Origin of the sequence: Kitasatospora sp. NPDC056783 (assembly GCF_042789895.1) — a bacterium.
Lineage (GTDB): Bacteria > Actinomycetota > Actinomycetes > Streptomycetales > Streptomycetaceae > Kitasatospora.
Map to the genome: position 1 here is coordinate 1 of NZ_JBHUAF010000128.1, position 20670 is coordinate 20670.

11 protein-coding genes, 1 tRNA gene and 3 pseudogenes are annotated in these 20670 nt (G+C 74.1%); 4 read left to right on the top strand and 11 right to left on the bottom strand.

The annotated features are described in order from the left end of the window. The 5 genes and pseudogenes from ACFRMQ_RS19665 to ACFRMQ_RS19685 all read right to left on the bottom strand — a co-directional run. Positions 1–303 (bottom strand): annotated as a pseudogene (locus ACFRMQ_RS19665) (hypothetical protein); the annotation flags it as partial. Between the two features lie 121 nt (positions 304–424). After that, positions 425–871, bottom strand: a complete 447-nt coding sequence (locus tag ACFRMQ_RS19670) for a DUF4442 domain-containing protein (RefSeq protein ID WP_189919419.1) — start codon at positions 869–871, stop codon at positions 425–427. A 184-nt stretch (positions 872–1055) separates the two neighbouring features. Next, positions 1056–1131: transfer RNA gene (locus ACFRMQ_RS19675), tRNA-His, on the bottom strand. 191 nt (positions 1132–1322) lie between these two features. After that, positions 1323–1925, bottom strand: a complete 603-nt coding sequence (gene orn / locus ACFRMQ_RS19680; RefSeq protein ID WP_380731760.1) for an oligoribonuclease — start codon at positions 1923–1925, stop codon at positions 1323–1325. 854 nt (positions 1926–2779) lie between these two features. Beyond that, a pseudogene (locus ACFRMQ_RS19685) lies at positions 2780–3787 on the bottom strand (helix-turn-helix domain-containing protein); the annotation flags it as partial. Positions 3788–4800: 1013 nt separating this feature from the next. Here ACFRMQ_RS19685 and ACFRMQ_RS19690 point away from each other — a divergent pair. Next, complete coding sequence (locus tag ACFRMQ_RS19690; RefSeq protein WP_380731761.1) at positions 4801–5607, top strand: GNAT family N-acetyltransferase; 807 nt, start codon at positions 4801–4803, stop codon at positions 5605–5607. Positions 5608–5954: 347 nt separating this feature from the next. On the opposite strand, the gene ACFRMQ_RS19695 is transcribed toward ACFRMQ_RS19690, so the two are convergent. Beyond that, complete coding sequence (locus ACFRMQ_RS19695; protein ID WP_380731762.1) at positions 5955–6932, bottom strand: HAD-IA family hydrolase; 978 nt, start codon at positions 6930–6932, stop codon at positions 5955–5957. A 435-nt stretch (positions 6933–7367) separates the two neighbouring features. Further along, a complete protein-coding gene (locus tag ACFRMQ_RS19700; protein ID WP_380731763.1) occupies positions 7368–7712 on the bottom strand; it encodes a hypothetical protein in 345 nt (114 codons plus the stop codon). Between the two features lie 417 nt (positions 7713–8129). Here ACFRMQ_RS19700 and ACFRMQ_RS19705 point away from each other — a divergent pair. Further along, positions 8130–8561 (top strand): annotated as a pseudogene (locus ACFRMQ_RS19705) (universal stress protein); the annotation flags it as partial. A gap of 253 nt (positions 8562–8814) precedes the next feature. On the opposite strand, the gene ACFRMQ_RS19710 reads toward ACFRMQ_RS19705, so the two are convergent. The 4 genes from ACFRMQ_RS19710 to ACFRMQ_RS19725 all read right to left on the bottom strand — a co-directional run bounded on the left by ACFRMQ_RS19710 (position 8815) and on the right by ACFRMQ_RS19725 (position 15317). Beyond that, complete coding sequence (locus ACFRMQ_RS19710; RefSeq protein ID WP_380731764.1) at positions 8815–10005, bottom strand: acyl-CoA dehydrogenase family protein; 1191 nt, start codon at positions 10003–10005, stop codon at positions 8815–8817. A gap of 174 nt (positions 10006–10179) precedes the next feature. Further along, on the bottom strand, positions 10180–11130 hold the full coding sequence (locus tag ACFRMQ_RS19715; RefSeq protein WP_380731770.1) for a hydroxymethylglutaryl-CoA lyase: 951 nt from the start codon (positions 11128–11130) through the stop codon (positions 10180–10182). Between the two features lie 62 nt (positions 11131–11192). After that, on the bottom strand, positions 11193–13457 hold the full coding sequence (locus ACFRMQ_RS19720; RefSeq protein WP_380731765.1) for an acetyl/propionyl/methylcrotonyl-CoA carboxylase subunit alpha: 2265 nt from the start codon (positions 13455–13457) through the stop codon (positions 11193–11195). 153 nt (positions 13458–13610) lie between these two features. Next, complete coding sequence (locus ACFRMQ_RS19725; RefSeq protein ID WP_380731766.1) at positions 13611–15317, bottom strand: carboxyl transferase domain-containing protein; 1707 nt, start codon at positions 15315–15317, stop codon at positions 13611–13613. Between the two features lie 133 nt (positions 15318–15450). Between ACFRMQ_RS19725 and ACFRMQ_RS19730 the strand changes: the two genes are divergently transcribed. Together ACFRMQ_RS19730 and ACFRMQ_RS19735 are read left to right on the top strand one after the other, a co-directional pair. After that, positions 15451–16116, top strand: a complete 666-nt coding sequence (locus ACFRMQ_RS19730; protein WP_380731767.1) for a TetR/AcrR family transcriptional regulator — start codon at positions 15451–15453, stop codon at positions 16114–16116. A gap of 364 nt (positions 16117–16480) precedes the next feature. Further along, positions 16481–20670 (top strand): ABC transporter ATP-binding protein (locus ACFRMQ_RS19735; protein ID WP_380731768.1); only part of this gene is annotated, 4190 nt, incomplete at its 3' end.

Consider the following 20670-nt stretch of genomic DNA (forward strand, 5'->3'; position numbering starts at 1 on the left):
CGGCCCCGAGCCCCCGGGGCGTGCGGCTGACTGCCCGTCGAGTGCGGGTCCGTCGAGCAGCGGCCGGCCGAGCGTCGGCGCGCCGTTCGGGGCGAGGCGGACGGCGGGCCGGGACGGGTGCCGCGCCGGGTCGGTGGAGGCCGCGCACGCCGCGGGGGCGCCGAAGCCCCAGAGCTGCGCGAGCAGGGCCCCCGCGGCCGCGGCAGCGCGGGGACGGGGCAGCCACCGGGCGAACCCGCGGCGGGCACCGGCGACGCCGCGGGGGGCGGGTTCCTGGGGCTTGGTCGCGTGATTGGCTCGCACGTGAATCGAGAACGAGCAGCCGGGCGGTGAGGTCACGCCCGGTGCCCCGTCCGTCGTCACGGAAAGTCATCGTTCGGGTGGCCCCGGGACGGCGCTCCCGGGGCCACCGACCGCGTGGCGGTCAGGAGTTGGGGCGCAGGGTCCAGGTGACCGTCATCACGCCGGTGACGGCGCCGTCGGCGCGGGTGATCTCGACGGTGACCGGGAACTCGGGGCGGCCGCCGGCGTCCAGCTCGGCGACGACCTCGGCGGCCGGGCGGCCGAGCACGGCGGTGGCGGTGACCTCGCCCATGGCGAGCTTCTTGTAGGCGATCTCGGCGTTCACGGCGAGCGGCACGGCCCGGGACAGCTGGTCGCCGAAGGCGGCGAGCACGATGCAGCCGCTCGCGGACTCGGCCAGCGTGAACATCGCGCCGGCGTGCGGGCCGCCGACGTGGTTGTGGTACGCGGGCTGGTCGGGCAGCCGGAGCACGGCGCGCTCCGGAGTGGTCTCCAGGTACTCGAGCTTCAGGGTGTGCGCCATCGGCACGGTGGAGTCGAGCATCTGGCCGATCGTGGGAGTGGTCATGGCGATGATGTTACTTGTCGGTAGCTTCCTGCGGCAGGGGGTGACGGCAGAGCCGGACCGCCGGGCACGTGTGAGGCGGCGCACATCCGGACGTGAGGGGCGCGCAACTGAGGCGGCGTGCGACTGAGGGAACGCGAAAACGCCTGAGGGGCCGATCTCTTGAAGAGATCGGCCCCTCAGGCTCTGGGGTGAGTGACGGGACTCGAACCCGCGGCCACCTGGACCACAACCAGGTGCTCTACCAACTGAGCTACACCCACCATCTGTCCGGCCCGTTCCCGCTCTCGCGTTCCCGTTCCGACAAGAAGAACTCTACAGGATCCGAGAGGGTGCTCGCGCCAGGGTTTCCGTCCGGCGAACGCGGGCACCCCCTCCGGCTTTCGGGCAGGCCCCGGAGTCGGCCCGTCGGGGCCGGTCCGTCGGGGAAGCCCGTCGGGGAAGCCCGTCGGGGTCAGTCCGTCGGGGCCTGGTACTTCCCGGCGATCGCCCGCGCGGTGTCGGCGTCCGGTCCGGGCTGCGGGACGAACACCGCCTCGCGGTAGTACCGCAGTTCGTCGATGCTCTCCCGGATGTCGGCGAGCGCCCGGTGGTTCCCGCCCTTCGGCGGGCTGTTGTAGTACGCCTTCGGGTACCAGCGGCGGGCCAGCTCCTTGATCGAGGAGACGTCCACGATCCGGTAGTGCAGGTGCTTCTCCAGGGCCGGCATGTCCCGGGCCAGGAAGCCTCGGTCGGTGGCCACCGAGTTGCCGCACAGCGGGGTCTTCCCGGCCTCCGGCACGTGCTCGCGCACGTAGGCGAGCACCCGCTCCTCGGCCTCGGCCAGGGTCACGCCCTGCTCCAGCTCCTCCAGCAGCCCGGAGGCGGTGTGCATCGCGCGCACCACCTCGGGCATGGTCTCCAGCGCCTCCGCCGGTGGCCGGATGATGACGTCCACACCCTCGCCGAGGATGTTCAGCTCGGAGTCCGTCACCAGCACCGCGACCTCGACCAGGGCGTCCCGGTCGAGGTCGAGGCCAGTCATTTCACAGTCGATCCATACCAAACGGTCATTCACGCAACTCACCCTACGGCGCGATCACGCGCGGCGGGGACCGGTGGGGCGGAGCGGGGCGCCTCGGCCGGGTGCTCCGCCGGCCCGTCGTGCGGGGCGTGGCCGTCCGGACGCTCGCCCTCCCGGCCGGTCCGGGCCGCGAGGCCGTCCCGTCCGGTCCGGGTGTCGCGCGCCGCCCGGACGGTCTCGCCCGCCCGGACGGTCTCGGCCACGGGGCGGCCGGCCTGGGCACGGACCTGCGGAGTCCGCGCCTGGCGACCGCGGAGCTCACCCTGGCCGGAGCCCGGCTGCCCGCCCGGAGCCGACAGCCGTCCGGCGGCCGAGGTGTGACCGCGGCCGGCCGCACCCGGCTCGTCCGCGAGCCGTTCGACCTGGCTCCGGTGCCCCTGGCCCTGGCCGCGGGCTCCCGGCTGCGGGAGGCCGTCCTCGGCCGCCGCGTGCTCGGCGGTGCGCGGCGGCCGCCCGGCCCCCGCCCCCGGCCCGGCCTGCGGCGGAACCACCGGCGGCCGCACCGGCCCGCGGCCTGCCGCACCCTGCTGCCCGGGGTGCGACTGCTGCGTGGCCTGCTGGTGCGGGTACGGCTGACCGGCGCGGGCGTGGTACCCCTGGCCGACCGGCGTCCCGGCCTGGCCCGGACCGAACCCGCCGGGCTGCCCGTGACCGCCCGGCCCCGCGTGCTGACCGTGCGGCCCGACCGGCACGGGCGCCCCCGGACCGGCCGGGAACGGCTGGCCCGACGGCACGCCGTGCGCCCCGCCGAACAGCGGACCGCCCACCGGGGCGACCGCCCCGGCCGCCGGGTGCGGCAGCGCTCCGGACAGCCGCAGGTCGCCGAGCGCGCCGGTCGGCGCGGGCGGCTGCTGCCCGGGACGGCGGGACCGGTAGCTGGTCCGGTACGCCGCCGGGGAGACCCCGAGCTGGCGGCGGAAGTGCCCGCGCAGCGCCACCGGCGAACGGAACCCGCAACGGCGCGCGACGTCGTCCACCGACAGTTCCGAGGTCTCCAGCAGCCGCTGCGCCTGGAGCACCCGCTGGGTGATCAGCCACTGCAGCGGCGCGCTGCCGGTGAGCGTGCGGAACCGCCGGTCGAAGGTGCGCCGGCTCATGTACGCGCGAGCCGCCAGCACCTCGACGTCGAACTGCTGGTTGAGGTTCTCCAGCGCCCAGGTGACCACCTCGGCCAGCGGGTCGTTGCCGATCTCCTCCGGTAAAGACTGATCGATGTACTGGGCCTGTCCTCCGCCACCGCGGCGGCTCGGCACCACCAGGCGGCGGGCCAGCGCGTTGGCCGCCTCGGCGCCGTGGTCACTGCGCACCACGTGCAGGCACAGGTCGATGCCGGCCGCGGTGCCGGCCGAGGTGAGTACGTCGCCGTCGTCGACGAACAGCTCGCGGGGGTCGACGTGGACCCGTGGGTAGCGCTTGGCCAGCGTCGGCGCGTACATCCAGTGGGTGGTCGCCGGGCGGCCGTCGAGCAGACCGGCGGCCGCCAGGACGAAGGCACCGGTGCAGAGCCCGATGATCCGCGCGCCCTCGTGGTGGGCCTTGCGCAGGGCGGTGATCGCCTCGACCGGTGGCGGCTGGGAGATCGAGCGCCAGGCCGGTACGACGATCGTGCCGGCCCGGGCGAGTGCTTCCAGGCCGTACGGGGCGGAGAGGGTCAGACCGCCGGTGGTGGCCAGCGGACCGTCCTCCCCTGCGCAGACCAGGAGGCGGTAGCGGGGGACCCCGGCGTCCTGGCGGTCGACGCCGAAGACGGAGAGCGGGATGGAGCTCTCGAAGATCGGGGCGCCGCCGAAGATCAGGACCGCGACGGTCTCCCTGCGGCGCCGGCCGGACAGCTTGCGCGGGGCGGAGGCCGTCACCGGGGTCGGGGAGCCGTTCGCGCCGGGCCCGCCGTGGCCGAGCGGGCCGTGGCCGGAAGCGGTGCCGAGCGCGAGCCCGCCGAGCGGACCGCCGCCCGGACCGGAGGCGGGTCCGGGGGCACCGTTCAGGCCAGGGGCGCCGCCGTAGCCGGGGTGGCCGAGGTGACTGGGGTGGCCGGGGTGACCGGCATGGCCTCCGTAGCCGGGGTGGCCCGGATGGCCGGAATGGCCCGGGTGCTCGCCGCCGTAGGTCTGGCCGGGACTGACACCTCCTCGGCTGACGGACTGTCCGCCGAAGGCCGGCCCGCCGAAGGACGACTGGCCCCCGTGCGGTTGCCCCCCGTGCTGCGGGTGGCCTCCGTAGGACGCCGCCGCGCCGTGCTCGACGCCGGCCGGGTTCGCGCCGGGGCCGAAGCCGGGCCCCGTCCCGGGGGAGGGCGCCGCTGGGTATGAGGAGTACGAGGCGGCGCCCGGGGTGCCGGAGGTGCGGGTGGTGGTGGAGGTGCCGGTGCTTCTCGCGGGCCGACCTGTGCTGCCGGCCGCCGCCTGGCCGCTGTCAGGACCCGCGTCGCTCCTGCTCACCCTGCTCAAGGCGCTCAAGCCCCCTCGGTGGTGTGGTGTGGGTGGTGCGGCACTGCTCGCCAAGATCGAAATCTATCGGGTGGACCGTTGCCGTTGTGACAAGTTCACCATCCGACGCTATGTCGACATGGCAATTTGGCGTGATGCATTCGATCACGAAGCGTGGCACCCGTCGACCTTTCTGGGAAGAGGGCCGGGGCAACGGTGGCTGGTTGTCGCAGGACCACTCCCGGGGCGCCCGGCTCCGGCATGCCCGGCCGGCAGGTCTGGGCTGCGGATTTGCCCAAGCGGGAGGGATCGGTGCGAAATTGACCGAAAGTCGACGGTGCACGAGGGGGCGCACAGGGAGAAGTCGTGCGCCTCCCAGGCTTCATCCGGCCAAGCCTGAGACGGCCGAACCGGGAACCGGACGGCCGGGCTACGGTCCTGCCGTGAACACCCACCGCCGGCTCGAACGGGCCAACGACAACGCCGCCGCCTTCTGGCTCGCCCAGGCCCGCGTCCACGGCTGGCAGTCCCGGACCAGGCCGGGCCTGACCGCCGTCCGGTGCGCCCGCACCCCCGACGACGCGCACCGCATCGTGGTGACTCGCCCCTACGACGAACCGGCCGCCCTGGAAGGGGAGTTGGCGGACCTCCTCGCCGAGTGGTCGACCGTGCGCTGCACGGTGGAGGACCCGTACGGCGGACTCGACCTCTCCGGCCTCGGGGCCTCCCGGATGCCGCTCATGGCGGTGATGGTCCGGGACCCGGGCCCGATGGAGGACACGCCCGCCGCCCTGCCCGCGGTTCCGGAAGCGCGCGGGGAAGGTGTCCTGACGGTCGATGAGGCGCTGGACGGCGACACCTTCGCGATGGTCGAGCGGACGATCGTGGAGGGCTTCCCGCTGCCCGCCCGGCAGCCCTGGGTGCGCGGCGAGGCCCTCCCGGCGGGACTACTGGACGTACCCGGCTGGCGGGCCTGGCTCGGCCGCGTCGACGGCGTGCCGGCGGGCACCTGCCTCACCTGTGACGACGGCCGGGCCACCGGCGTGTACTGGGTCGCGACCCTGCCCGACCAGCGCGGCCGGGGAGTGGCCGGCGCCGTCCTGCGGACCGCCCTGGCGCACGCGCACCCGGACCGCCCGGCCACCCTGGTCGCCACCGCTCTCGGTGAACCGCTCTACCGCAAGCTCGGTTTCGTCGAGCGGGCGCGGACCTGTTGGTGGACTCGTACGTCGGCGGAGCCGGGGGAGTAGAGGAGGGACGGCGGCGCGGGCGCGCGGATGGCCCGGTTGTCCCGGACCGCCTCCGTCCGAACTCGGGTCCGCCGAACGGGCGTCGGCCTGTCGGACTCGTACGTCGGCGGAGGCGAGGGAGCGCGGGACGGGGGAACGGTGGGAACGGGGAACGGGGAACGGGGAACGGGGGCGGGCCGGCGGCGGGGGTGTGACGGGGGCCGCGTGGTGCGGCGGGGTGTGGTGTGGCGTAGCGGGGCGTGTGGCTGGGCTTCCGGTCGGCGTTCGGGGCCGAGGGTGAGGGTTCCTAGGGCGCCCCGGGGCGTCGGGGTCCGCACCGCCGTGGGGAGCGGGCGGACGGGTCGCCGCTACTGGGCGGCCGACACCGCGGTCGGGCCCGGCCCGCCGCACGCCCGGGGTCCGGGACCGGCTGCGGTCTCCGTGCGGGCCTCGGCGATCACGGCAAACCCGCCGGATCGGTTTCGGACACCCGGCCCGCCTGCGGGAACGAGTTCGCCGGGTGTCCCGCCGTTCGCGGGAACGGGTGCACCCGGGCCGTTCAGGGCGGCTGCCGCGGGACGTGCGCCGGACCGTGCGCCGACCGATGCCGTCGCGCGGTCCGACCCGCCCGCCGCCTTCCGGAACGGCCCGCCGGAGTGGACGCCCGGTCGGGGCGAGGGCGCGTTCCGTGCGGCGAGCACCTGTCCGACGGCCTCCGGCAGACCGGCGGCCTTCAGCGTCGGCCGGTAGCCGTTCTCCGCCCACGGCCGGCCGTGGTGGAGCCAGACGCTGCGCAGCCCGGCCAGTTCGGCGCCGGCGATGTCGGCGGGCGCGTGGTCCCCGATCATCCAGGTGTGGGCGGCCCAGTCCCCGGTGGGCACGATGCCGCACCGCTGCGCGGCCATCTCGAAGATCAACGGGTCGGGTTTGAGGCAGTCGGCCTCCTCGGAGATGACCCAGCCGTCGACCAGCGGACCCAGCCCGGTCCGCCGGATCTTCTCCAACTGCGGCCCGGTGCCGCCGTTGCTGACGATCCCGAGCGTCCAGCCCGCCGCCCGGGCGGCCCGCAGCGCCTCGATGTGGTGGGGCGGGCAGTGGATGTGGGAGTTGATGCCGCGTCGGTAGTGGGCGGACAGGAAGTCGGCGGAGACGTCCAGGCCGTAGCGCCGCCGGACCGCCGACAGTACGGTGCTGCGCGGTACGTAGCCGCCGCCGTCGAGGGTGACGAACCAGTCGAGGTCGCCGGGTGGGAGGTCGTGTTCGGACAGGAAGTCCTGCGCCCAGGCCCGGTAGGCGGCGTCCCGGGGCAACAGGGTGTTGTCGAGGTCGAACAGGAGCAGGGGCATGCCGAGCATGGTGCCAGCGGTGGCGCCTATGCACCTGGCAAATGCCACACGGCGTCGCGAAGCCGTAGGGAGTGGCCGAAACGGCCTCCGCGGGCCTGTGGCGGGCGGTGGCGCCCGGAACGGCTGCGGCTGTCGGGGCCGCTCGGACGTCACGGTTCGCGACACCCCGCAACGGATCGTCGCCGATCCATGACAGTCCGGTCACGGTGTCCCGGGGGGCTGTTGCGTCGCCCGGTCCACTCAGTCAAGCTCCAGGGAACCTCCTTTCCGAAGGGGGCGCGATCGCTCGTGGACGGGGCGCACGGCCTCGGCGGGCGCATCCCTCTTTCGCGGGAACAACGTCGCTCCGGGGCTTCGCCGCTGGGCTGGGCCCCATGCCCCGTCGTACTCTGAAAGGAACAGGTCACATACGGTGCTGCGCGTCGCAGACCGACGTCATCCCGTGGGCGGGCCTGCTGCCCGGGCAGCGTTGTTCTCCTCTCCTGTCGGCCCCTCTCCATCGAAGAGCCGTGAGCCATGGCTGGTTTTGAGCCTCCCCGACCGGTTGATCCGGACGCATCCCGCAGTGTGGGTCCTGCCGGTGGGCCTGCCTCCGATCGCCCGGACGGCCGGGCCGACGTTCGTGCGGACCGCCGAGGCGACGGCGGAAGCGGAGGCGACCGCTCCATCGTCGGCGATGTCGACGACGGCGGGCAGCGCGACGGCCGTACGGACGGCCGTACGGACGGCGGCGCGGATGACAGCGCGGTCGGGACTGCCGACGGGCACGTCGACGCGCACACCGAAGTCGATGCTCACGCCGAGGCCCCGGGGCGCATCCCGGCCGGACGGGCGGACCGCGAGCGGGCCGATGCCGTCGCGGAGGCCGACGCCCGGACGGACGGGGCGGCCGGGACGGACCGGAGGGCCGACGCCGTACAGCCAAGGGAACCAGGAGAGCCGGAGGAGCCCGGAGCGGGCCTCGACGGCCCCCAGGGCTTCGCGCGCGCTCTGCGCGGCCTCGCCCGCCGGGGCAGCCTGGCGCGCCGTGACCGCCCAGGGCCCCGCCAGCGGCGTGGTGAGTCCCCGAGCGACCCCGCGAGGTCTCCTATGACGGGCCGGCTGGGCCCAGGCGCCGAGCGTCCGGGGACGGACTCCGGCGCGGCCGGTCCGCTGGGCAGGCATGCCGAACCGGCCGGGCAGGACACCCCGGCGCCGTCCCTCGACCCGGTGTTCCAGCACGGCGTGGTGGTCGGCTTCGACGGCTCACTGTCGAGCGAGCGCGCCCTCGCCTATGCCGTCGGCATGGCGCGCCGTTCGCAGTGCGGCCTGGTCATCGTGCACGTCGCCAACCGCCTGCCGGCCACGGTCTGGGCCGGCTGCGAGCCGCCTGTTTTCGTCGACCTTCCCGACCATCGGACCGAGGTCCTCGGCCTGGAACTCGCCTGCGCGGACTTCCTGACCGGGGTGCCGTGGGTCCTGATCGAGCGCGGCGGGGACATCTGCCACGAGATCGAGGAGGTCGGCCGTGAGTACGCGGCCGACGCGATCGTCGTCGGCACGACGCACGGCCTGCTCGGCAAGATCTTCGGCTCGGTCTCCGGGCGGCTGGCGCGGCGGGCCAACCGCCCGGTGATCGTGATCCCCTGAGGTCCGGGTTCCTGCGGCTTCTCCCGAAGTCGCCGACTGACTGGTCCTCCTGATGCCTCCTCTGCCGCACCGGCTGCCCAACTCGCCTCGCGGCAGGTCGGGTTGCGTGGTGCACTCAGCGTCGCGTCGAGCTTTGCGTCGAGTGCTGCGTCGCCCCGGGGAGTGCGGCTCAGGAGGTGGCCGCCAGGCAGTGGCAGTCATGAACTGACTGTCATGAACTGACCGTCACGAACCGGCCGTCACGAACCGGCCGTCACGAATTGACGCCGAGCTCCCGGGCGATGAGCATGCGCTGGACTTCAGACGTGCCCTCCCCGATTTCCAGGATCTTGCAGTCGCGCCAGAAGCGGGCGACCGGGAATTCGTTCATGAAGCCGTACCCGCCGTGGATCTGGGTCGCCTCGCGGGCGTTGTCGACGGCGGCCTCGGACGAGTACAGCTTCGCGATCGCGGCCTCCTTCTTGAACGGTTCGCCGTGCAGCAGCCGGGAAGCGGCGTCCCGCCAGGCCAGGCGGGAGGTGTGGGCGCGCAGCTCCATGTCGGCAAGCTTGAACTGGATGGCCTGGTTGGCGCCGATCGGCCGGCCGAAGGCCCGGCGCTCGCCGGAGTACTTCACGGACTCGTCGACACAGCCCTGGGCCAGGCCGGTGGCCAGGGCCGCGATCGCGATGCGGCCCTCGTCGAGGATCCGCAGGAACTGGGCGTAGCCTCGGCCACGCTCGCCCAGCAGGTTGGCCGCGGGAACACGGCAGTCGGTAAAGGACAGTTCGCGGGTGTCGGACGCGTTCCACCCGACCTTCGAGTACTTCTTCGAGACCTGGAAGCCGGGGGTCCCGGTGGGCACGATGATGGAGGAGATCTCCCGCACAGGCGAGCGGAATTCGCCTTCTTCACTCGAACGAGCGATCGGCTCGGTGAGGGCGGTGACGGTGACCAGGCCCGTGATGTCGGTGCCGGAGTTGGTGATGAAGCACTTGGTGCCGTTGATGACCCACTCGTCGGTGGCCTCGTCGTAGCGCGCCGTGGTGCGGGTGGCCCCCGCGTCCGAGCCGCCCTCCGGCTCGGTGAGCCCGAAGGCGCCGAGGAGTTCGCCGGAGGTCAGCCGGGGCAGCCACTCGCGCTTCTGCTCCTCGGTGCCGAACCGGTGGATCGGCATCGCGCCGAGCGAGACGGCGGCCTCCAGGGTGATCGCCACCGAGGAGTCCACGCGGGCGAGTTCCTCCAGGGCGATGCCGAGGGCGAAGTAGTCGCCGCCCATGCCGCCGTACTCCTCCGGGAAGGGCAGGCCGAAGAGCCCCATCCGCCCCATCTCCCGGACGATCTCGTAGGGGAACTCCTCCCGCTCGTAGTACTCGCCGATCTTCGGCGCCACCACGTCCTGGGCGAACTCGGCGACGGTGCGTCGCAGTTCCTCGTACTCGTTGCTGAGCCGGTGGTCGAACACGGTGATCCTCCTGGCGCCCGGCCGGGTCGGCCGCGGACGTGAGCGGGTTGACCGGCGCCCGTCGGACGGTATGACGGTCGCACGGTGCGATTGAGGGATGGACGTCGAACGATGAACGTGGTGGACGGCGCCGGCCGGACCACAGGGCGGCCGGCGCCGGAAGCGGGGCCCGGGTCAGCCCCGGGCGGCGCCGAGCAGCGCCTGGACGGTGCGGGAGGGACTCGGCCGGCCGAGGCGCTCGGCCATCCAGCCGCTGGTGGCGACGAGGGCGCGCAGGTCGACGCCGGTCCGGATGCCGAGCCCGTGCAGCATCCAGACCAGGTCCTCGGTGGCCAGGTTGCCGGTGGCGCTCTTCGCGTACGGGCAGCCGCCCAGGCCGCCCGCCGAGGCGTCCACCGTGGTGACGCCCTCGCGCAGCGCCGCCAGGGTGTTGCTGAGCGCCTGGCCGTAGGTGTCGTGGAAGTGCACGGCGAGCCGGTCGACCGGGACGCCGGCCCGGGCGAAGCCCGCCAGCAGGGCGGCGACCTGGCCCGGGGTGGCCACCCCGATGGTGTCGCCGAGGCTCAGCTCCGCGCAGCCCAGTTCCAGCAGCCGCACGCCGTACCGGACCACCTGGTCGACGGGGACGGGGCCCTCCCACGGGTCGCCGAAGCACATCGAGAGGTAGCCGCGGACCGCGACCCCGGCCTCGACGGCCCGGGCCACGACCGGGCGGAACATCGCCATGGCCTCGTCCGCCGAGCGGTTGAGGTTGCGGCGGGCGAAGGTCTCGGTGGCGCTGGCGAACACCGCGATGTCGGAGGCGTGGTGGGCGAGCGCGCGGTCCAGGCCGCGCTCGTTCGGCACCAGCACCGGCAGCCGCAGGCCGGGGTGGCGCTCCGGCAGGTCGGCGAGCCGGGGGAGCAGCTCCTCGGCGTCGGCCAGCTGCGGTACCCATTTCGGGTGAACGAAGCTGGTGGTCTCGACCGCGCGCAGGCCGGCCGCCGCGAGCCGGGTGATGAACTCGGCCTTGACCTCGGCCGGTACCAGGGACTTCTCGTTCTGCAGGCCGTCGCGCGGCCCGACCTCGTGGATCCGGACCTCCTCGGGCAGCCCGGCGGCGCGGACCGGATCGGGCAGGCCCAGATCGAGGGCGTCGGGCTCGCGGGCGGGGGCCGGGGCCGGGGCGGGGGCGGGGGCGGGGGCGGTCACGACCGCACCTCCGCGGGCTCGACGGAGGCGGCGGCCGGCGCGGCCGCGGTGTCCTCGACCGGGGCGACCACGACCAGCAGGTCCTCCATCGCGACGGTGGCGCCGGCGGTGGCCCGCAGTTCGGCGACCACGCCGTCGTGCGGTGCGGCGATCACGTGCTCCATCTTCATGGCCTCCAGCACGAGCAGGGGCTGGCCCTTGCGGACCGTCTCGCCCGCCGTGGTCTTGACGACGGTGACGGTGCCGGGCATCGGGGCGGTCAGCGCGCCGTGGTGCGCGCCGGCCCCGGTGGCGCTCTCGACCACGGGGTCGTAGGCGTGCAGCGGCCAGGCGTCGCCCTCGATGCCCAGCCAGGTCACCGGGCCGGCGGTGAGGCCGGGGGTGGTGTCGGTGGCCAGCGAGAACGTGGTCTGGAGGCCGTCGACGGTCAGGTGCAGCCGGTCGCCGGCCAGGGTCGCGCGGGCCCGGTGCGCGGGGCCCCCGTCGAGCCGGAGGTCCACCTCGCGGGTGAGCCCGGCGGAATTGTCAGTGGCATCGGCTACGTTGCCCGCAGTGATCGAACGGACGCGCACCGCCACCGGGTCCTGGCCGGGGGTTCGGAGTCGGTGGGTGGTCCAGGCGGGAGTGCCGCCCAGGCGCCAGCCGGAGGGAAGGGAGAACGGGTCGGTCCAGCCGTCGGGGTCGGCTGCCGGGGTGAGGTCCAGGTGCCGCGCCAGCGCGGCCGCGTAGTAGAGGAGGTGAGCGGGTGGCGCCGGTTCGGCCGCCGCGGGTGCGTCCGGCGTGGTCGCGTCCGTGCCGGCCGCGTTCGCGGGGGAGTACGGCGCGGCGAGCAGGGCCGGCTGCTCCTGGGCCGTCTGCTCCACCAGGCCGGTGTCCAGCCGGCCGGCGGCGACCTCGGGGTGTGCGAGCAGTCGGCGCAGGAAGCCGGTGTTGGTGGTGACGCCCAGGATGCGGGTGTCGGCCAGCGCCGCGCGGAGGCGGCGCAGCGCGGTCGGGCGGTCGGGCCCGTACGCGATGACCTTGGCGAGCATGGGGTCGTAGGCGCTGGTGACGACGGTTCCGGGGGCCACTCCGGAGTCGACGCGGATGCCCTCGCCGCGGGGCTCGTCCAGGGTGAGGATGCGGCCGCCGGTGGGCAGGAAGTCCCGTTCCGGGTCCTCGGCGCAGATGCGGGCCTCGATGGCGTGGCCCAGGAAGGAGATGTCGGACTGGGAGAAGGAGAGCGTTTCGCCGGCGGCGACGCGCAGCTGCCACTCGACCAGGTCGAGCCGGGCTTCGTCCGCGCCGACCGCGACGGCTAGCTCGGTGACGGGGTGTTCCACCTGGAGACGGGTGTTCATCTCCATGAAGAAGAAGTCCCGCACCCCTTCGGAGGCGGAGGCGGAGGCGGGAGCGTCCGGGTCGATGCCGGGGACGATGAACTCCACGGTGCCGGCGCCGGTGTAGCCGCAGGACTCCGCGGCGCGGACGGCCGCGGCGCCCATGGCGGCACGGGTCTCGGCATTGAGCAGAACGGAGGGAGCCTCTTCGATCAGTTTCTGGTGGCGGCGTTGGAGGCTGCACTCGCGCTCGCCGAGGTGGACGGTGGTGCCGTGGGCGTCGGCCAGTACCTGCACCTCGATGTGGCGCGGCCGGTCGACCCAGCGCTCCAGCAGCAGGGTGTCGTCGCCGAAGGCGGTGCGGGCGACGCGGCGGGCGGCGGCGATCTCGGCGGGCAGGTCGGCGCGGTCCCGCACGAGACGCATGCCCTTGCCGCCGCCGCCGGCGGACGGCTTGAGCAGCACCGGGTAACCGATCTCGTCGGCGGCGGCGACGAGGTCCTCGTCGGTGGGCGCGGTGGCCTGGCTGCCGGGCACCACCGGGACGCCGGCGGCCCGGACGGCCTCCTTGGCATTGATCTTGTCGCCCATCAGCTCGACCGCACCGGGAGGTGGTCCGATGAAGACGAGGCCCGCGTCGGCGCAGGCGCGGGCGAAGCCGGGGTTCTCGGCGAGGAAGCCGTAGCCGGGGTGGACGGCCTGGGCGCCGGTGCGGCGGGCGGCGGCCAGGATCTGGTCGATCCGCAGGTAGGTCTCGGCCGCCGAGCTGTCGCTGCGGTCGGTCGGGCCGAGCCGGACCGCGACGTCGGCCTCGCGGACGTGCGGCGCGTCGGCGTCCGCGTCGCTGAACACGGCGACCGAGCGGACACCGAGCCGCCGCAGGGTGCGGATCACCCGGAGGGCGATCTCGCCGCGGTTGGCGACCAGAACTGTGTCGAACATGGGAGGCGTTCCTCCGGGTCGAGGGGAGCCGTACGAAGGAGGTGGCGGTGGGCGGTCGGGGCGCCGGCCCGGGGGGGCCGGCGCCGAGGGGAGTCGCACCCGGAAGGGACCGGAAGGGAGGGGCCACGGACGCGGGAGCGACGCCGGGACGGGCTACATGCGGAAGACGCCGTACGGGGCGGGTGGTGCCAGCGGGGCGTTGGCGCAGGCGGTGAGGGCGAGACCGACCACGGTGCGGGTGTCCATCGGGTCGATCACCCCGTCGTCCCAGAGCCGGGCGGTGGCGTAGTAGGCGTTGCCCTGGTGCTCGTACTGCTCGCGGACGGGGCGCTTGAACTCCTCCTCCGCCTCGGCCGGCCACTGCTCGCCGTGCGCCTCCAGCTGGTCGCGGCGGACGGTGGCGAGGACGGAGGCCGCCTGCTCGCCGCCCATCACCGAGATCTTGGCGCCCGGCCACATCCACAGGAAGCGAGGTGAGTAGGCCCGGCCGCACATCGAGTAGTTGCCGGCTCCGTACGAGCCGCCGATCACCACGGTCAGCTTCGGGACGCGGGTGCAGGCGACGGCGTTGACCATCTTGGCGCCGTGCTTGGCGATGCCGCCCGCCTCGTACTGCCGGCCGACCATGAACCCGGTGATGTTCTGGAGGAAGAGGAGGGGAATGCCCCGCTGGTCGCACAACTCGATGAAGTGGGCGCCCTTGACGGCCGACTCGGAGAACAGCACGCCGTTGTTGGCGACGATGCCGACGGGGTGGCCGTGGATCCGGGCGAAGCCGGTGACCAGGGTCGCGCCGTACTCGGCCTTGAACTCGGCGAACCGGCTGCCGTCCACCAGGCGGGCGATCACCTCCCGCACGTCGTAGGGCGTGCGCGGGTCGACCGGCACGGCCCCGTACAGGCCCGCCGGGTCGACGGCCGGCGGCTCGACCGGGGTGAGCGGCCACGGCTTGGCCTCGCGCGGGCCGAGCCCGGCGACGATCGTGCGCACGATGGAGAGGGCGTGGGCGTCGTCCTCGGCCAGGTGGTCCGTCACGCCCGAGGTGCGGGAGTGCAGCTCGCCGCCGCCCAGCTCCTCGGCCGTGACCACCTCGCCGGTCGCGGCCTTCACCAGCGGTGGACCGCCGAGGAAGATCGTGCCCTGGTCGCGGACGATCACCGACTGGTCGCTCATCGCCGGGACGTACGCGCCGCCGGCCGTGCACGAGCCGAGCACGGCGGCGATCTGCGGGATGCCCGCGGCGGAGAGCCTGGCCTGGTTGTAGAAGATCCGGCCGAAGTGGTCGCGGTCCGGGAAGACCTCGTCCTGCATCGGGAGGAAGGCGCCGCCGGAGTCGACCAGGTAGACGCAGGGCAGCCGGTTCTCCAGTGCGACCTCCTGGGCGCGCAGGTGCTTCTTCACCGTCATCGGGTAGTAGGTGCCGCCCTTGACGGTGGCGTCGTTGGCGACCACCACCACCTCGCGCCCGGCGACCCTGCCGACGCCGGCGATCACCCCGGCCGCGGGTGCCGCGCCGTCGTACATCCCGTCGGCGGCCAGCGGGGCCAGCTCCAGGAAGGGGGAGGCCGGGTCGAGCAGGGTGTCCACCCGGTCGCGGGGCAGGAGCTTGCCACGGGCGGTGTGCCGGGCGCGGGCCTTGGCGCCGCCGCCCAGGGCGGCGGCGTCGAGCTTCGCGCGCAGCTCGGCGACCAGGGCCCGGTGCGCCTCGGTGTTGGCGCGGTAGGCCTCGGATCCCGGGTCGGCGGAGCTGCCGAGCCGGGGTGCCGGTGCGGCGGCGGAGGGCGCGGCACCGGGTGCCGCCGTGCCGGTCGCCGTGCTGAGCCGGACGCCGTTGGGTGCGCCGGTGGTTGAGATGACCATTCCCAAGAGCTCCCTTGCCCTCGGCACCAGGTGGGCGGCCGGATGCGGGCCGCCCGTGATCGCCACGTTAATTAACGTTAACTTACGAGCCCCAGGTTAACGGTCGATAACCCGACTGTCTACGATGGACGGCATGCCGAACGTCCCCGCAGCCTCCGCACTCCCGCGCCGTGACCAGATCCGTCGGGAGGCCGCCAGGCTGTTCGCCGCCCGGGGCTTCCTCGGTGTGGGCGTGGACGAGATCGGCAAGGCCGTCGGGATCAGCGGTCCCGGGCTCTACCGCCACTTCGCCGGCAAGGACGCGATGCTCGCCGACCTGTTGATCGGCATCAGTGAGCGCCTGCTGGAGGAGGGGCGCCGCCGGGCGAGTGGTGGCGACGGCCCGGCCGCCACGCTGGACGCGCTGATCAGCGGCCACGTCGACTTCGCCCTGGGCGACCGGGACCTGATCACCCTGCACGACCGCGAGCTGCTGAACCTCAAGGAGGAGGACCGGCGCACCGTCCGCCGCCTCCAGCGCGGCTACGTCGAGCTGTGGGTCGACGTGGTCCGGCAGGCCTACCCGCCACTGGCCGAACCCGCCGCCGAGCCGGTGGCGCGGGCCACCGTGCACGCCGTGTTCGGCCTGATCAACTCGACCCCGCACAGCCTCGGCCCGAACCCCGACCAGGGCGAGCGCTCCGCTCTCCAGCGCGACGGCATGGCCGCCCTGCTCCACGCCCTCGCCCATGGTGCGTTCGCGGCGGCCGCGGGCTCGGCCGCCGCCCCCGGTGGCGGCCCGGTGGCGGCGGAGGGCTGAGCCGGGCCCCGACCGGCGCAGCCCCGGCGGTGTCCGGCCCCGGGGCGTCAGGGGGACCTCCCGGTGTCGCCTCTGCCGCCTCCCCGGTGTCGCCTCCCCATGGGGTCGGGCGCGGGCGTGGGCTTAGGCCCAAAGGACGGCACTCGTACGCCCGTGGCCGCTGGGCGTTCGGCGCGCCGTCGGCGACCCTGGAAGTGGTCGGGTGGGAGTGGGTCGCGCGGGTGTCTGCGGGAATCACCGCAGGCGGCAGGCTGTTGGCCAGTCCACCGGACCGGACGATCCGGGCTGCCCCGGTCCGACCCGAACCCACCCGGGTCGGAAACGTCGTGGCGGCCACCCGACGAAATGGTTAGCATCCCTAAATATGCCTGAGACTCACGGATCCACGGTGGAGCAATCCCCGAGCGGCCCCCCGGCCCCCGGCCCGACTCCGGGGGTCCCCGTCGACAGCCCGCGGCCCGGGACCGACCGCGCCGCCGCGGCCGCGTCCGCCGCGCTCCCCGCCGATCGAGCGCAGACGCCCGGCTGGCTGCGTCGCCTGGTCGGCTACAGCTGGCGGTCCCGCCGCAGCCTGCTGCTGGCCTTCGGCGCCTCGCTCCTCGGCATGGCCGTCACCGCGCTGGTGCCGCTGGTCACCAAGCTGATCATCGACGACGTCATCGTCGCCGGCACCCGCTCGCTGGCCCCCTGGGCCGTGGTGCTGCTGCTCGCGGCCCTCGTGGTGTTCGGCTGCACCCAGGTCCGCCGCTACTACGGCGGCCAGCTCGCACTCGACGTCCAGCACGACATGCGCAGCGACCTGTTCCGCTCGCTCGGCCGGCTCGACGGTCACCGCCAGGACCGGCTCGACACCGGTCAGGTGATCGGGCGCGCGACCTCCGACCTCCAACTGGTCAACGGCCTGCTCTCGATGCTGCCGATGATGACCGGCTACCTGCTGATGTTCGTCATGTCGCTGGCCGTGATGATCTGGCTGTCCCCGCCGCTCACCCTGATCGCCCTGGTCATGGCCCCCGCGCTGTGGTGGGTCTCGGTGCTCAGCCGCAAACGGCTCTTCCCCGCCACCTGGGCCGCCCAACAGGAGGCGGCCGCCGTGGCGGGCGTGGTGGACGGCGCGATCGGCGGCGTCCGCGTGGTCAAGGGCTTCGGCCAGGAGGCGCAGGAGCTCGACAAGCTGGAGACGGCGTCCCGCAACCTCTTCGCCGCCCGGCTCCGGTCGATCCGGCTCAACGCCCGCTACAACCCGGCGATGCAGGCGATCCCCGCGCTCGCCCAGGTCGGCGTCCTCGCCTTCGGCGGCTGGCTGGCCGTCGACGGCCGGGTCACGCTCGGGACCTTCGTCGCCTTCTCCACCTACGTCGCGCAGATGACCGGCCCGGTCCGGATGCTGACCATGGTCATCACCGTCGGCCAGCAGGCCCGGGCCGGCGTCGAGCGGGTCCTGCAACTGATCGACGAGCGCCCGCTGGTCCAGGAGCGTCCGGACGCCCTCACCCTGGATCTCACGCACGGCGACACCCGGGCCGGAGCCCCGGAGCACCCCCTCGCGGTGCCCGCCCCGGACGCCTCCGGCACCACCACCCCGGACCTGCGCGCCACGGCGGGCCCGCGCACCACCGTCGGTCCGCGCACCCCCGACGTCGCCCTGGAGTTCGACCGGGTCGAGTTCCGCTACGACCCCGAGCACCCCGCCCCCGTCCTGCACGGCCTGAGCCTGACGCTGGCCCCCGGCGAGACCCTCGCCCTGGTCGGCGCCTCCGGCTCCGGCAAGTCGACGGTGGCCCAGCTGGTGCCCCGCTTCTACGACCCCGCCGCCGGCACCGTCCGCCTGTACGGCCACGACCTGCGCGACCTCACCCTGGACTCGGTCCGCGCGGCGGTCGGCATCGTCCCGGAGGAGAGTTTCCTCTTCTCCGAGTCGGTGCGCACCAACATCGCCTACGGCCGCCCGGACGCCACGGACGAGCAGGTGGTCGCCGCCGCCCGCGCCGCCCAGGCCGACGAGTTCGTCCGCGCGCTGCCGGACGGGTACGACACCAAGGTCGGCGAGCAGGGCCTGACCCTCTCCGGCGGCCAGCGCCAGCGCATCGCGCTGGCCCGGGCGATCCTCACCGACCCCCGCATCCTGCTGCTGGACGACGCCACCTCCGCGGTGGACCCGCAGATCGAGGCGGAGATCCACGACGCGCTGCGCTCGGTGATGACCGGCCGCACCACGCTGCTGATCGCCCACCGCCGTTCGACCCTCCAACTCGCCGACCGGATCGCCGTCCTGGACCGCGGCCGGCTGCTGGACCTCGGAACGCACGAGGAACTCGAAGCCCGATGTCCCCGGTACCGGGCCCTGATCACCGACCCCGAGGCCGACCACACCACCCCGTCCCCGGCCCTCGAAGAGCCCGACGAGAAGTCCGGCGAAGAGTTCGACGAGAAGCCCGTCGGAAAGTCCGACGAGCGGACCCCCGGGCAGGCCCCCGGCCACACCGGCAGCCGCCACACCGGCAGCCGCCACACCGGCAGCCGCCCCGCCGCGCCGACGCCGCCCCCCGCCGACACCGCTCCCGCCCTCCCCACCCCCGCCCTGGTCAAGGCCGCCCGCACCGCCGACCCCGACCTGCTGGCCAAGGTCGCCACGCTCCCGCCGGCCGACGACACTCCGGGCGTCCCCCGGGCCGAGGCCGAGGCCGGGGACCCGGACTTCACCCTGCGCCGCCTGCTGCGCCCCTTCCGTGCCCCGCTGCTCGTCGCGCTCCTGCTGGTCGCCCTGGACGCGGCGGCCGGACTGGTGCTGCCGGTGCTGATCCGGCACGGCATCGACGAGGGCGTCCGCAAGGGCCTGATGTCCGGCGTCGCGGTGGCCGCGCTCATCGCGCTCGTCGTGGTCCTGCTGGACTGGGCGGTGCAGACCCAGGAGAACCGGGTCAGCGGCCGTACCGGCGAGCGAGTCCTCTACACGCTCCGGCTCAAGATCTTCGCGCACCTCAACCGGCTCGGCCTGGACTACTACGAGCGCGAGCTGACCGGCCGGATCATGACCAGGATGACCACCGACCTGGACTCGCTGACCTCCTTCCTCCAGACCGGCATGGTCACCGCGGTGGTCAGCCTGCTGACCTTCGCCGGGATCTTCGCCGCCCTGCTGATCATCGACGCCGGCCTGGCCCTGGTGGTCTTCGCCGTGCTGCCGCTGCTGGTGATCGCGACCCTGGTGTTCCGCAGGAAGTCCAAGGACCAGTACGAGCGCTCCCGCGACCTGATCAGCGCCGTCAACGCCGATCTCCAGGAGAACGTGGCCGGCATGCGGATCGTCCAGGCGTTCCGCCGCCTGGACACCAACACCGACCGCTTCGTGGCCCGCGGCATCGCCTACCGCGAGGCCCGGGTCCGCGCCCAGCTCTACATCTCGCTCTACTTCCCGTTCGTCCAGTTCCTCTCCAGCGTGGCCGCCGCGCTGGTGCTGATCGTCGGTGCGGCCAGGGTCGACGCCGGGACGCTGACGGTCGGCGCGCTGGTCGCGTACCTGCTCTACATCGACCTGTTCTTCGCGCCCGTCAACCAGCTGTCCCAGGTGTTCGACGGCTACCAGCAGGCCTCGGTGGGCCTCGGCCGCATCCGTGAGCTGCTGCGCACCCCGACCACCACCGCCGAGGCGGCCGACCCGGTCCCGGTGACCGGTGGGCTGCGCGGCGAGATCTCCTTCGAGGGGGTCGGCTTCGCCTACAACGGTGGCGAGGGCGGCGCCCCGACCGTGCTGAGCGGCGTGGACCTGCACATCCCGGCCGGGCAGACGGTGGCGCTGGTCGGCGAGACCGGCGCCGGCAAGTCGACACTGGTGAAGCTGGTCGCCCGGTTCTACGACGCGACGGAGGGCACCGTCCGGGTGGACGGGGTCGACCTCACCCGTTACGACCTGGCGCAGTACCGCCACCGCCTGGGCGTGGTGCCGCAGGAGGCGTACTTGTTCGCGGGCACGGTCCGCGAGGCGATCGCGTACGGACGGCCGGAGGCCACGGGGGCCGAGGTGGAGGCGGCGGCCCGGGCGGTCGGCGCGCACGACATGATCGTCCGCCTCTCGGGCGGCTACGACCACGAGGTGGCCGGACGCGGGCGCAACCTCTCGGCCGGTCAGCGCCAGCTGATCGCGCTGGCCCGGGCCGAACTGGTCGACCCGGACGTCCTGCTGCTCGACGAGGCCACCGCGGCCCTCGACCTGGCCACCGAAGCGGCGGTCAACCAGGCCGCGGACCGGCTCAGCGGCGGTCGGACCACCCTGGTCATCGCCCACCGGCTGACCACCGCCGAACGCGCCGACCGGGTGGTCGTGCTGGACCACGGCCGGGTGGTGGAGGACGGCACCCACACCGAACTGCTCGCCCGGGACGGCACCTACGCCCGCCAGAGCCGATACTGGTCGGGTTATGGACATCGTCATCCTTGCTGTAGTCATCGCCGTGGTCGTGCTCGGCGCGCTCGGCGGGCTCATCATCGGCAGCCGGCGCAAGAAGCAGCTGCCCCCGCCGCCGCCCGCCGCGCGCGGGCTCCTCGGGCTCCGGC